An 11986-nucleotide genomic window follows, 5' to 3' on the forward strand; every position below is an offset into this window, starting at 1 on the left:
ACTGGTTCGGGGCGTTTTTTTTTGGCGTATATCGATCGTTCCCACGCTCTGCGTGGGAATGCCGCCTGGGACGCTCTGCGTCCCGCCGTTAACGCGAGGTTGGGGCCACGCTCGAGGGTGACGCGGAGCGTCACGGTATGCATTCCCACGCGGAGCGTGGGAACGATCAAAGGGCCACCGCGTTCATCCAGGAAACAGGCGTTACCGTTAACGACCTTCGCGAGCAAGCCCGCTCCCACATTTCGACCGTGTTTGCCGTTGCTTCTACCATCAGCGCTTGCCACTGACCTCATACCGGCTTTGAACAAACCCATTCTCCGACGCATACGTGGCGATATGCCGAAGCGCATGTTCGCTACCCACCTGGCTGAACAAGGGAATCCCCTGGCCCAGCACAACCGGGATACGCGTGATGATCAGCTCGTTGATCAAGCCCGCCTCAAGAAACGCCTGGATCGTCTGGCCTCCGTCGATGTACAGGTGTTTCATCCCGCGCTCGGCTAACTCGGCCACGAGGCGGGTCAGATCCTGGCTCACGACCTCAACCTTGCCTTTCAAATCCGCAGGTAGCTCAACCGTTTGATGCGAGAGCGCGATGACCGGCGTGCCCTCATAGGGCCACTCAGGAAAGGACAACACTTTTTCCAGGGTCTTGCGTCCCATCACCAGCGCATCCACCGTGGCGATGAACGCTTCATAAGTCACGCCGTTCAATTCGGCCCCTTCGTACTCTGGCCGATGAAGCCACTCAATATCACCGTCTGGCCGGGCAATAAAACCGTCGACGCTGGCTGCAATAAAGACCGAGCATTTGCTATCCATGGGGGGCGACACTCCTTTTCTGTGTGCTTGAAAACAACGGCTGCCATTGTCCGGCAACGCTAATGTTAATTTAATCTTCCGGTGTAATAAGCGACCATTGCCAAAAATAACCACGGGCTGCCCGGCCTGTGCCGATGCCCTTTTTTGTAATGCGAGGATGTATGCGCCGTTGGTTAATCCGCTACCGTTACGCAATCATTTTCTGGCTGTGCTTCGGCGTGTTCCGTACGTCCCTGGCCGACTGGAACCCGATCCCGTCCGGCTCCATGCGCCCCACGTTGCTGGAGGGCGATGTGGTGCTGGTCAATCGCGTGGCGTACGACCTCAAGCTGCCCCTCACCGATATTTCTCTGGCCAAGCTGGATAACCCCCGGCGGGGCGATGTGGTGACGTTCTCCTCACCCAAGGACGGCATCCGTTTGATCAAGCGTATCGTCGGCATTCCTGGCGATACCCTGGAAATGAAAGATGAAGTGCTCTGGGTCAACGGCACGCCGGCCACCTACAGCAATGGCCAGGACATCATCGAGCCCATCGCACCTGGCCAAACGATCCCGGGGATCAAAGTGACCGAGCAGGCGAACAACAGTCAGCGCACGGTGCAGTTCATGCCGACAGTACGGGCGTTACGCGACTTCGGCCCAGTGACGGTGCCGGCCGACAGTTACTTCATGTTGGGTGACAACCGCGACAACAGCGATGACTCCCGCTATATCGGCTTTGTGCCGCGTCGGCTGTTGATCGGTCACGCCCACCATATCCTGGCGTCCGCGCAGATCCTGGATCACTGGATGCCACGATTGGGCCGGTTTGGCGCGCCGATCCTGTAGGGGGTTGATCAGCCTTTCGCCCGCAGCGCCCGCAGTGCAAACCCGGCAATGCGCTCCAGTTGTTCAACCGTTGCGCCGGCCTTGCTGGCGACCTTCATGCCACTGAGGGTGGCCATCAGAAAATCACACGCCCCCGACAGGTCGGTGTCGGCGGCCAATTCGCCCTGTTCACGGGCCTGCCCCAGGGTCTGTTCGAATGCGTTGTGCAGGCGTTCGCTGCTGTGGGCGGTGAGTTGATTGATTTCATCGTCGGCCAGGCCGAACTCGCAGATGGCGTTGACGCCCATGCACCCCGCGGTCCCTTCGCGCAGGGCGCGGGTGGCGAAGGATTGCAAGGTGCCTTGCAGCCCTTGCAGCGGCGTCGGGCCCTGGTTCAGGCGCTCGATCAGGTCGTCGACGCCGGTGCGCTGATACTCGGCCATCGCCAACAGGTACAACTGGCGTTTGTCGCCGAAGGTGTTGTACATGCTCTGGCGACTCAAGCCCATGGCCTGCATCAGTTCTTCCGTGGAGGCCGCGGCAAAACCCTTGTCGCAGAAAACCCGAATGGCCTCGCGCAGCACCTGGTCGCGGTCGAATGCTCTGGGTCTTGCCATGGTTACCTCGTGGAAAATTGCAGGTGAAGGCTCAGGCCAGGTAACCACCGTCGATGGTCAGGCTTGCGCCGGTGACAAACGCCGCTTCTTCGGACGCCAGATAAGCAACCATACCGGCAATCTCGTCGGCGGTGCCTACGCGGCCCAAGGGGATCAGGCTTTTGATCATGCCCGCATGGGGCCCGTCTGCCGGGTTCATGTCGGTGCCGGTCGGGCCCGGTTGCACGTTGTTGACCGTGATGCCGCGCGGGGCGAAATCAATCGCCAGGCCGCGGATCATACCGGCGATCGCCGACTTCGTCATGCTGTACACACTGGAGCCCGGAAAGCCCGAACGCTGGGCGACCACGCTGCCGACGGTGATGATCCGGTCACCCGCTTGCATCACTGGCGAGCAGGCTTTGGCCGCCGCAAACGTGGCCCGTACATTCACCGCAAACATCCGGTCGAAGTCTTCCAGGCTGAAGGTGTCGACGGTCCCGAGCATAAGGATCCCGGCGTTGTTGACCAGTATATTCACGGCACCGAAGCGCTCGACGGTGGCGGACACTGCATGTTCTATGGCGGCGGCATCCGCGCTGTCGGCCTGAATTGCCAGGGCTTTGCCGCCCTCGTTTTCAATCTGGCTGACCAGTGCATGGGCCTTGTCGGCAGAGGAGGAATAGGTGAACGCAACCGCGGCACCTTCGGCAGCCAGACGGCGGACGATGGCTTCACCGATACCGCGGGAACCGCCGGTGACCAGGGCTACTTTGCTGCTGAAACGGGGAGTGTGAGCTGTCATTGAGCGTGGCCTGTTTTTAGTGGATTAAATAATCCACTAAAACGTATCAGGCTCGACGAGGCACGCCAAGTTCTTTTTAGATTAATTAATCTTTAACGCCCAGCGCCTGCTCGAGAAACAACGCCGCATTCTCCAGCGCCTGCATGGCCTCGGGCAAAATCGCCGCAAACAGATGCCAGACATGGAACATCCCGGGCCAAACCTCCAGCGACACCCGCACCCGGTTTTCCCCCAGGTGGGTGGCCAGGCGCATGGCATCGCTGAGCATCACTTCGTTCTCGCCGATCTGCACCAGGATCGGCGGCAGCCCCCGGACATCCGCAAACACCGGCGACGCATCGGGATCATTCGGCAGTGCACGCTGGAGAAACGCCTTCGCCAGCAGCGTCAGCCCTGCGCGGGAGGCTTGGGGGTCCAGGCCGTCACGGTTGTCGATGGACGCGCCGGTGTGTTCCAGGTTGGCCCACGGCGATAAAGCGGCGCCCCCGGCGGGCAGAGGCAAGCCTGCGTTGCGGGCCTTGACCATCACCGACACCACCATCGCGCCGCCGGCCGAGTCGCCCGAGAACACGATGGACCGGGGATCGTTACCCTGCTCGAGCAACCAGCGATAGGCCTGCAAGGTGTCATCGATGGGCACCGGAAACGGATGCTCGGGCGCCAGGCGGTAATCGGGCAGGTAGACCTTTGCCCCCAACAGTTTGGCAAAGTGGCCGGCAAGGCCCAGATAGCCCCGCGGGCTGCCGCCCACATAACCTCCGCCGTGGATGTACAGCAGCACCCGATCGCCCTTGAGCGCATCCGGCACCACCAGCATGCCCGGCACACCGCCCATATCCACCTCATGAACACTGACCCTGGCGGGAATCGGATGGGCGCACAGCACCTGCTCGTACGCCTTGCGCTGGTCATCGAGGGTCAGGGTGGTTGGCTGGCCGGCGAGAAACGGCCCGAAGTCAGCGGCGGATGCAACCCAGGCGTCGAGACGGGCCTGGACAAGGGAAGTGAATGCCATGGGGAGGAACCTCATACAGTGATCCCGCTACCGGGATTAGCGATTGAGGCTCCAGTTTATGGGTTCCATTGGCGAACGAATTTCACCACTGAGGCGCCTGCCGGGATCAGCTGCCGCTGTCAGTCCGGCGACTGCTCACCTCGGCCGGCACATCATCCCCGGCCATGCGCTTGCGGAACAACGCAGTCCTGGCCAGCAGCAACGTGGTCACCGGCACCGTGATCGACAGCAGGATCGGAATCAACCAACCGTGCAACACCGGCCCGGACTTGAGCACCGAGAAGTACACAATCGACGCCAGCGCCACACACCAGGCGCCCAGGGTCGAGGCCAGTGCAGGTGGGTGCATGCGTTGGAAGAAGTCCTTCATCCGCAACAAGCCGATCGCTCCGATCAGCGCAAACACGCTGCTCGTCACCAGCAATACGGCGACGATCACTTCAACCCACAGCGGCAAAACGTCCATATTGATCATTCGATCACCTCCCCACGCAGCAGGAATTTCGCCAGGGCAAACGACCCCACAAAGCCAAACAGCGCGATCAGCAGCGCCGCTTCAAAATAGGTGTCACTGGCATACCGAATGCCCAGCACCAGCATCATCAGCATCGCCAGGATGTACAGGTAATCCAGGGCCAGAACCCGGTCCTGGGCCGACGGGCCTTTGAACAGGCGAACCAGCGTCAGCACCATGGCCAGGGAGAACAGGAACAGGCTGAACAGGATCGCATTGGAGAGCAGGGCGCTCATTCGAAGATCTCCATCAGGGGCCGTTCGTAGGCGTGTTTGAAATGCTCGATAAACTGCGCTTCGTCATCCAGGTCGAACACGTGGATCAGCAGGATGCTGCGGTCCAGGGCCAGTTCCGACCACACGGTGCCGGGCGTCACGCTGGTGATCATCGACAGCACGGCCAGGCCGTTGGCGTCTCGCAGGTCCAGGGGGATTTTGATAAAGCGCGAGCGCGGTGGCCGCGAGCCGCAAACCAGGATGCCCCAGGCCACGGCGAGGTTGGAGACGATCACGTCGCGGCCCACCAGGAAGAACAGGCGGATGATCACACCCGGGCGGCGGATGCGGATCGGCAGCGGGCGCAGCGGCGCCATCATCAGCGGTGCCGCAACACCGAGGATCGCGCCGAGCAGCAGGTTGCCGGGGCTGACGGACAGGTTCAGCACCAGCCACAACAACCACAACGCCAATGACAGCCACGGGGCAGGGAACAGGCGTTTCATGGCTGTACCTCCAGCGCGGCGGCCTTGGCTTCAGGGCTTGGCACCGGGCGCGTCGCCATGACCGCCATCACGTAGTGTTCCGGGTTGTTCAGGCTTTCGGCGGCGGCCTGGGTGTAGCGCATCAGCGGTTCGGCCTTGAAGGTCAGGGCGATGCTCAGGCCCAGCAGGAAGAAGATCGGCACGCATTCAAAGCGGCGCAGCAGCGGCGACGGGCGTTCTTCCGGGGTCCAGAAACGCTGGATACCCAGGCGGGCAAACGCGATCAGCGAGGCCAGGCCGGAGAAGATCAACAGCGCCACCAAACCCCACGCCGCCGGGCGCACCGGCTCGTCGATGGCATTGCCCAGGCCCATTGGGTTGATCAAGGCGCTGAGCAGGCTGAGCTTGCCGATAAACCCGGACAGCGGCGGCATGCCGATGATCAGCAGGGCGCAGGCGATAAAGCTCAGGCCGAGGAAGGCGACGGTCCAGGGAATCACCTGGCCGACCACGGCTTTCTGTTCGTCATCGAGGTTGGTGCCGGGCGGTGGGTGCAGGGATTCCATGGCCCTGGGCAGGGCTTCGATTTCATCGTCCAGGGGCACGTCGTTGGCCGAGCGCGAACGTTCGATCAACTCGGCCAGCAGGAACAGCGCGCTCAACGTCAGGGTGGAACTGACCAGATAAAACAGCGCCCCGGCGGTCAGGCTCGGCTGGGCAAACCCCACCGCCGACAGCAGGATCCCGGCCGACACCAGAATGCTCAGGCTGGCCATGCGTTCCAGGCGCTGCGCGGCGATCATTGCCAGCGCGGCACAGACGATGGTGGCCATGCCGCCGTAGATCAGCCAATCGCCACCGAACAGCGCCGAGGCGCCGGCCTGCCCGGAGAACAGCAGTGTCCACAGGCGCAGCACGGTGTACACGCCGACCTTGGTCATGATCGCAAACATCGCCGCTACCGGCGCACTGGCCGAGGAGTAGGCGGGCGCCAGCCAGAAGTTCAGCGGCCACATGCCGGCCTTGGCCAGGAACGCGACGGCAAGGATGCCCGCACCGGCGTGCAACAGGCCGCGATCGGCTTCCGGCACCAGGGGGATTTTCAGCGCCAGGTCGGCAAAGTTCAGGGTGCCGGTGACACCGTAGACCAACGCTGCGCCAATCAGGAACAGCGACGAGGCCAGCAGGTTGATCGAGATGTAATGCAGCCCCGACGACACCCGCGCCCGGCCGGAGCCATGCAGCATCAGGCCGTAGGACGCCGCCAGCAGCACCTCGAAAAACACGAACAGGTTGAACAGGTCGGCGGTCAGGAAGGCGCCATACAGGCCCATCAACTGAATCTGGAACAGCGCATGGAAACTGGTGCCGGCACGGTCCCAGCGCGCCATGGCGAACAGCAGGGCGCTGACGCCGATGATCCCGGTGAGCACCAGCATCATGGCCGACAGTTGGTCCACCACCAGCACGATGCCGAACGGCACTTGCCAGTTGCCCGGCAGGTACACGCCGATGGAGCCGGGGCCGCCTTTTTGCGTCCAGTACAGCAACAACACGGCGATGCCCAGGCCCACCATGCTGGAGAACAGGTTGATCCGGGCCTTGAGCGGGCGGTGTTTCTCGCCGAGCATCAGCATCAGCGCGGCGGTCAGCAACGGCAGCAGGATCGGCGCGATGATCAGTTGATTCATCCAGGTCATTCCTTGGGCTCCCGGCCGTCCACATGGTCAGTGCCGGTCAGGCCCCGGGACGCCAGCAGCACCACCAGGAACAACGCGGTCATGGCGAAGCTGATCACGATCGCTGTCAGCACCAGGGCCTGGGGCAGCGGGTCGGTGTAGTTGAGCAGGTCTTGCGGCACGCCGTCCTTGATGATCGGTTCCTTGCCGATAAACAGGCTGCCCATGCTGAAGATGAACAGGTTGACCCCGTAGGACAGCAGGCACAGGCCCATCACCACCTGGAAGGTTCGTGGCCGCAGGATCAGCCAGACGCCGGAGGCCGCCAGGACCCCAATGGCAATTGCGATGACTTCTTCCATCAGGCGGCTCCTCCTTGGCTCGCAACGGCTTTCGCCTGGTTGCTGGGTTTATGGGCACGCACCGATTGGTGGCCCAGGGCGGTGAGCATCAGCAAGGTCGAGCCGACCACCATGGCGTACACGCCGACGTCGAAGAACAGCGCGCTGGCGATATGGATGTCCCCCAGCACCGGCAGGCTGAAGTGCCAGGTGTGGGTGGTCAGGAACGGGTAGCCGGCGAGCAGGGCACCCAGCCCGGTCAGCGTTGCGGACAGCAAGCCGAAGCCCATCCAGCGCATCGGCCGCAGGCTCATCTGCGCCTCGACCCACTGGGTGCCGGCGACCATGTATTGCAGGATGAACGCCACCGACATCACCAGCCCGGCAACAAAACCGCCGCCCGGTTGGTTGTGGCCGCGCATGAACAGGTAGAACGACACCACCAGGGCAATCGGCAGCAGCAGGCGCACCAGCACCGCCGGCACCATCATAAAGCCCAGGGCGGTGTCGCTGGCCTGGCGTGGGTTGACCAGGTCGGTGGCCACATCGGGCGCCAACTGGCGCTGTTGCGCGGGCAGTTCCATGCTCTCTTTGGACGGGCGGAAGCGGCGCAGCAGGGCGTAGACGGTCAACGCCACGGCGCCGAGCACGGTGATTTCACCCAGGGTGTCGAAGCCCCGGAAGTCCACCAGCATCACGTTCACCACATTGCTCCCGCCGCCTTCGGGCAAGGCGCGGCTGAGGTAGAACGAGGAGATATCGTTGGGCGTCTGGCGGGTCAGCATCGCGTAGGAGAGCAGTGCCATGCCGCCCCCCACAACGGTGGACAACAGGAAGTCCCGCAGGCGGCGGATGCGTGCCTTGCGCAGCGAGCTGGGCAGTGGCGAGACTTCTTCGATCCGTCGCGGCAGCCAGCGCAGGCCCAGCAGGATCAGCACGGTGGTGACCACTTCGACCACCAGTTGGGTCAGCGCCAGGTCCGGCGCGGAGAACCAGACGAAGGTCACGCACGTCACCATGCCACACACGCTGACCATGGTCAGGGCCGCCAGCCGGTGGTACTTGGCTTGCCAGGCGGCGCCCAGGGCACAGGCAATCGCCAGCAGCCACAGGGTGACGAACACGATGGACCCCGGGATCTTCGGCCGGTCGCCCCAGGTGATGCCGCTGTTGAGCATCGGGATCAACCCGGCGATCACCGCCGCCAGCACCAGCAGGAACAGTTGGGTTTGCAGGCGCTTGGTGCTGATGCGTTTTTCGATCTTGCGCACCCCGCGCATCATCACCACCAGCGTGCGCTCGAACCCGCGCTTGCCGTTGAAGTAGCTGATGATCGGCGGGTATTTGAAGCGGCCCAGCTTGAGTTGCTTGCGCAGCAGCAGGTAGAGCACCACGCCACCGGACATGGCCACCAGGCTCATGATCATCGGCGCGTTCCAGCCGTGCCAGATGGCGAGGCTGTATTCCGGCAATACGCCGCCGACCACCGGCAGGGCCGCTGCCGCGAGGATCGAACCGACCACCTGGGCCGGGAAAATCCCCACCAGCAGGCAGGTAAACACCAGCAACTCCACCGGTGCACGCATCCAGCGTGGCGGCTCGTGCGGGGTGTGGGGCAGGTTGGTCGCGGTGGGGCCGAAGAACACGTCCACGGTAAACCGAAGGGCATAGGCCACGCTGAAGGTACCGGCGATGGTCGCGATCACCGGCAGGGCGATTTCGACCCAGGCGGTAGAGGAGATGAACACGGTCTCGGCGAAGAACATTTCCTTGGACAGGAAGCCATTGAGCAGCGGCACGCCGGCCATGGACGCACTGGCGACCATCGCCAGGGTGGCGGTAAACGGAATCAGCTTCACCAGGCCGCTGAGCTTGCGGATATCACGGGTGCCGCTTTCGTGGTCGATGATCCCCGCCGCCATGAACAGCGAGGCCTTGAAGGTGGCGTGGTTGAGGATATGGAACACCGCCGCGACGGCGGCCAGCGGGCTGTTGAGGCCCAGCAACAAGGTGATCAGCCCGAGGTGGCTGATGGTGGAGTAGGCCAGCAGGCCCTTGAGATCGTTCTGGAACATGGCGCAATAAGCGCCGAGCAGCAGGGTAATGGCGCCGGCACCGCCGACAATCCAGAACCACTCTTCGCTGCCGGACAGCGACGGCCACAGGCGGGCCAGCAGGAACACGCCGGCCTTCACCATCGTCGCCGAATGCAGGTAGGCCGAGACCGGCGTGGGTGCCGCCATGGCGTGAGGCAGCCAGAAGTGGAAGGGGAATTGCGCGCTTTTGCTCAGGGCGCCGATCAGCACCAGGGCGAGCATGATCGGGTACAGCGAGTGGGCACGGATCTGATCACCGGCCGCCAGGACCTGGTCCAGGTCGTAGCTGCCGACGATATGCCCGAGCAGCATCACCCCGGCCAGCAGGCACAAACCGCCTGCGCCGGTGACCATCAGCGCCATATAGGCGCCACGCCGGGCATCGGCGCGGTGGTGCCAATAGCCGATCAACAGGAAGGAGAACAGGCTGGTGAGCTCCCAGAAAAACACGATCTGGATCAGGTTGCCGGAGATCACCAGGCCCAGCATGGCGCCCATAAAGGCCAGGAAAAACGCGAAGAAGCGCGGCACCGGGTCTTCCGGCGACATGTAATAACGGGCGTACAGCGCCACCAGGGTCCCGATGCCCAGCACCAGCATCGAGAACAACCAGGCAAAACCGTCCATGCGCAATACGAAGTTCAGCCCGAGGCTGGGCAACCACATGAATTCTTCACGTATCACGCCACCGTGGGCGATCTGGGGGTAGAGCAGGGCGACTTGAACCGTCCCCACCAGGGCGACAAGGCCGGCCAACAGGGACTCTGTGTTGCGTGCGTTGTGCGGCAGCAAGGCCGCGAGACAGCTGCCGATAAAAGGCAGAAGCAGTAGAACTATCAGGGACATAGGCTTCTAATCTGCGGGAGTTTGGGATGCATCATACGTGCCGGATTCTTGATCACCAAACGGCAAGATGTGGCAGGATCCTACAAGGTAGGCTGAAAAAGGCCGTTTGGCATTGTTTCAGTGGCTCGTCAGTAAACCCTAGCCTTGGGTTTCCTGTTCCAACGCCTCCCGCGCCTCAAGCGCCTTCTGCCCCCGGGTCTTCATCTCACTGACAATCACCGCCGCCACAATCAACACCGCCCCCACCATGGCAATCGGCGGGAAGCGTTCCCCGGCAATCCGCCCGACCACACCGGCCCACACCGGCTCACCGGCATAAATCAGCGTGGCCCGCGTTGGCGAGACGCTTTTCTGCGCCCAGTTCATCGCCACCTGAATCACCGCGCTGGTGAGCCCCAGGCCCACCGCACTGAACAGCAGCAACCAGGAAAACCCCGGCAACGTCTCGCCCATCGGCACCACCATCAGGAACGACAGCACCGACGCCGTCGCCAGTTGCACCACCGTCACCCGGCGCACATCCACCTGCCCGGCAAACGCGCTGATCAGGATGATCTCGGCCGCAATCGCAATCGCACCGATCAACGTGGCGATTTCACCGGGGCTGAAATTCAGTGAGGCACCGGCCGGGCCGGTCAGCAGCATGAGCCCGGTAAACGCCAGCATGATGCCGATACTGGGCATCAACCCCGGGCGCCGTCCCAGCACCAGCCATTGCAGCAGCGGCACGAACGGCACATACAGGGCGGTAATAAACGCCGACTGGCTGCTCAGGATCGTCTGCAAGCCGATGGTCTGCAGACCGTAGCCAAACATGATCGCCACACCGATAAAGCACCCGGCTTTCAATTCAAACAGGGTCAGGCCCCGCAGGCTGCGCAATGAAAACGCGCCGACGATGACCGCCGCCGCCGCAAACCGCAGGCCCACAAAAAACATCGGGCCGCTGACGGCCATGGCGTGCTGCACCAGTAAAAAGGTGCCGCCCCAAATCATGGTGATCACCACTAATACACATTCGGCTTTGCTGAAACGGGAAAACAACGGGGAGGTGGTCATGGCGGCTCGGTCTTGCACAGGAGGGGCGCGGACCGCACAATGCGCCGCAAGCTGGGCAGTATACTGCGCAACCCCACCCTGTGAGCAATATAGTGCACAAAGAAAATCCGCAACGGGCTTCGGTCCTGCAACACGTCAGCCAGAACGTTCGACGCCTGCGCCATGCAGCCGAGTTGAGCCAGACGGCGCTGTCCGAAAAGTCCGGCGTGAGCCGGCGCATGCTGGTGGCGATCGAGGCGGGGGAGAAGAACGTCAGCCTGTCGACCCTCGACCGGGTAGCCGAGGCCCTGGGCGTGGCCTTCAGCGACCTGATCCAGGCCCCGGACGCCGGTGACCACAGCCGTATCAACGAACTGGCCTGGGCCGGTGAAATCCTCGGCAGCAAGGCCGTGCTGCTGGCCAAGGCTACCGCTCGCCGCGAGGTTGAACTGTGGGAGATGCGCCTGGAGCCCGGTGACCGCTACCTGCCCGAGCCAGACCCCGAGGGCTGGAGCGTGCAGCTGTTTGTGTTCGAAGGCGTGCTGACGCTGGTGCTGGATGGCGAGGAAAAACACGTCGCCACCGGTGAGTTCCTGATGTTCGCCAGCCGCCAGCTTCACGCCTATCGCAATGACGGCGACGTGGCGGTGCGCTTTGTGCGCAACGTGGTGATCTAACTGTTGGCAGCGCAACAGTGGTTGGACACTTTGCTGTTTTGAACCGCC

13 protein-coding genes are annotated in these 11986 nt (G+C 62.9%); 2 read left to right on the top strand and 11 right to left on the bottom strand.

Features of this window, described 5'->3' with window-relative positions; genetic code table 11:
* Positions 1 to 270: 270 nt before the first annotated feature.
* A complete protein-coding gene (locus HX855_RS27640) occupies positions 271 to 822 on the bottom strand; it encodes a dihydrofolate reductase family protein (RefSeq protein WP_177085738.1) in 552 nt (183 codons plus the stop codon).
* Between the two features lie 161 nt (positions 823 to 983).
* Between HX855_RS27640 and lepB the strand changes: the two genes are divergently transcribed.
* Positions 984 to 1652 (top strand): signal peptidase I, encoded by a 669-nt coding sequence (gene lepB, locus HX855_RS27645; RefSeq protein WP_177085740.1) that lies wholly within the window; start codon positions 984 to 986, stop codon positions 1650 to 1652.
* Positions 1653 to 1660: 8 nt separating this feature from the next.
* On the opposite strand, the gene HX855_RS27650 is transcribed toward lepB, so the two are convergent.
* The 10 genes from HX855_RS27650 to HX855_RS27695 all read right to left on the bottom strand — a co-directional run bounded on the left by HX855_RS27650 (position 1661) and on the right by HX855_RS27695 (position 11282).
* Positions 1661 to 2248 (bottom strand): TetR/AcrR family transcriptional regulator, encoded by a 588-nt coding sequence (locus HX855_RS27650; protein ID WP_177085742.1) that lies wholly within the window; start codon positions 2246 to 2248, stop codon positions 1661 to 1663.
* Between the two features lie 31 nt (positions 2249 to 2279).
* The gene (locus tag HX855_RS27655; protein WP_177085744.1) at positions 2280 to 3032 is read right to left on the bottom strand and encodes a 3-oxoacyl-ACP reductase family protein; all 753 of its coding nucleotides are present in this window, start codon (positions 3030 to 3032) and stop codon (positions 2280 to 2282) included.
* Between the two features lie 85 nt (positions 3033 to 3117).
* Complete coding sequence (locus tag HX855_RS27660; protein ID WP_177085746.1) at positions 3118 to 4047, bottom strand: alpha/beta hydrolase; 930 nt, start codon at positions 4045 to 4047, stop codon at positions 3118 to 3120.
* A 106-nt stretch (positions 4048 to 4153) separates the two neighbouring features.
* Positions 4154 to 4522 carry a Na+/H+ antiporter subunit G gene (locus HX855_RS27665; RefSeq protein WP_177085748.1) on the bottom strand — a complete coding sequence of 123 codons (369 nt, stop codon included), beginning with the start codon at positions 4520 to 4522 and terminating at the stop codon, positions 4154 to 4156.
* Complete coding sequence (locus HX855_RS27670; RefSeq protein ID WP_003211751.1) at positions 4519 to 4797, bottom strand: K+/H+ antiporter subunit F; 279 nt, start codon at positions 4795 to 4797, stop codon at positions 4519 to 4521. Before HX855_RS27670 ends, HX855_RS27665 begins: the two co-directional genes overlap by 4 nt.
* Entirely contained in the window at positions 4794 to 5282 is a 489-nt protein-coding gene (locus HX855_RS27675; protein ID WP_177085750.1) for a Na+/H+ antiporter subunit E, read from the bottom strand. The genes HX855_RS27670 and HX855_RS27675 overlap by 4 nt, the downstream gene beginning before the upstream one ends.
* Positions 5279 to 6961 (bottom strand): monovalent cation/H+ antiporter subunit D, encoded by a 1683-nt coding sequence (locus tag HX855_RS27680; RefSeq protein WP_177085752.1) that lies wholly within the window; start codon positions 6959 to 6961, stop codon positions 5279 to 5281. Before HX855_RS27680 ends, HX855_RS27675 begins: the two co-directional genes overlap by 4 nt.
* The gene (locus HX855_RS27685) at positions 6958 to 7302 is read right to left on the bottom strand and encodes a Na+/H+ antiporter subunit C (RefSeq protein WP_003192163.1); all 345 of its coding nucleotides are present in this window, start codon (positions 7300 to 7302) and stop codon (positions 6958 to 6960) included. Before HX855_RS27685 ends, HX855_RS27680 begins: the two co-directional genes overlap by 4 nt.
* Positions 7302 to 10223 carry a monovalent cation/H+ antiporter subunit A gene (locus tag HX855_RS27690; protein ID WP_177085754.1) on the bottom strand — a complete coding sequence of 974 codons (2922 nt, stop codon included), beginning with the start codon at positions 10221 to 10223 and terminating at the stop codon, positions 7302 to 7304. The genes HX855_RS27685 and HX855_RS27690 overlap by 1 nt, the downstream gene beginning before the upstream one ends.
* A 138-nt stretch (positions 10224 to 10361) precedes the next feature.
* Positions 10362 to 11282 (bottom strand): DMT family transporter, encoded by a 921-nt coding sequence (locus tag HX855_RS27695; RefSeq protein ID WP_177085756.1) that lies wholly within the window; start codon positions 11280 to 11282, stop codon positions 10362 to 10364.
* Positions 11283 to 11374: 92 nt separating this feature from the next.
* On the opposite strand from HX855_RS27695, the gene HX855_RS27700 reads away from it, so the two are divergent.
* Positions 11375 to 11938 (top strand): helix-turn-helix domain-containing protein, encoded by a 564-nt coding sequence (locus HX855_RS27700; RefSeq protein ID WP_177085758.1) that lies wholly within the window; start codon positions 11375 to 11377, stop codon positions 11936 to 11938.
* Positions 11939 to 11986: the final 48 nt, after the last annotated feature.

It is taken from the genome of Pseudomonas sp. IPO3778, assembly GCF_013386825.1.
Classification (GTDB): domain Bacteria; phylum Pseudomonadota; class Gammaproteobacteria; order Pseudomonadales; family Pseudomonadaceae; genus Aquipseudomonas.

Excerpts from the sequence above, each read along its gene's own strand:
- HX855_RS27640 (WP_177085738.1), bottom strand. The coding sequence starts at position 822 with ATGGATAGCAAATGCTCGGTCTTTATTGCAGCCAGCGTCGACGGTTTT.
- lepB (WP_177085740.1), top strand. The coding sequence starts at position 984 with ATGCGCCGTTGGTTAATCCGCTACCGTTACGCAATCATTTTCTGGCTG.
- HX855_RS27650 (WP_177085742.1), bottom strand. The coding sequence starts at position 2,248 with ATGGCAAGACCCAGAGCATTCGACCGCGACCAGGTGCTGCGCGAGGCC.
- HX855_RS27655 (WP_177085744.1), bottom strand. The coding sequence starts at position 3,032 with ATGACAGCTCACACTCCCCGTTTCAGCAGCAAAGTAGCCCTGGTCACC.
- HX855_RS27660 (WP_177085746.1), bottom strand. The coding sequence starts at position 4,047 with ATGGCATTCACTTCCCTTGTCCAGGCCCGTCTCGACGCCTGGGTTGCA.
- HX855_RS27665 (WP_177085748.1), bottom strand. The coding sequence starts at position 4,522 with ATGATCAATATGGACGTTTTGCCGCTGTGGGTTGAAGTGATCGTCGCC.
- HX855_RS27670 (WP_003211751.1), bottom strand. The coding sequence starts at position 4,797 with ATGAGCGCCCTGCTCTCCAATGCGATCCTGTTCAGCCTGTTCCTGTTC.
- HX855_RS27675 (WP_177085750.1), bottom strand. The coding sequence starts at position 5,282 with ATGAAACGCCTGTTCCCTGCCCCGTGGCTGTCATTGGCGTTGTGGTTG.
- HX855_RS27680 (WP_177085752.1), bottom strand. The coding sequence starts at position 6,961 with ATGACCTGGATGAATCAACTGATCATCGCGCCGATCCTGCTGCCGTTG.
- HX855_RS27685 (WP_003192163.1), bottom strand. The coding sequence starts at position 7,302 with ATGGAAGAAGTCATCGCAATTGCCATTGGGGTCCTGGCGGCCTCCGGC.
- HX855_RS27690 (WP_177085754.1), bottom strand. The coding sequence starts at position 10,223 with ATGTCCCTGATAGTTCTACTGCTTCTGCCTTTTATCGGCAGCTGTCTC.
- HX855_RS27695 (WP_177085756.1), bottom strand. The coding sequence starts at position 11,282 with ATGACCACCTCCCCGTTGTTTTCCCGTTTCAGCAAAGCCGAATGTGTA.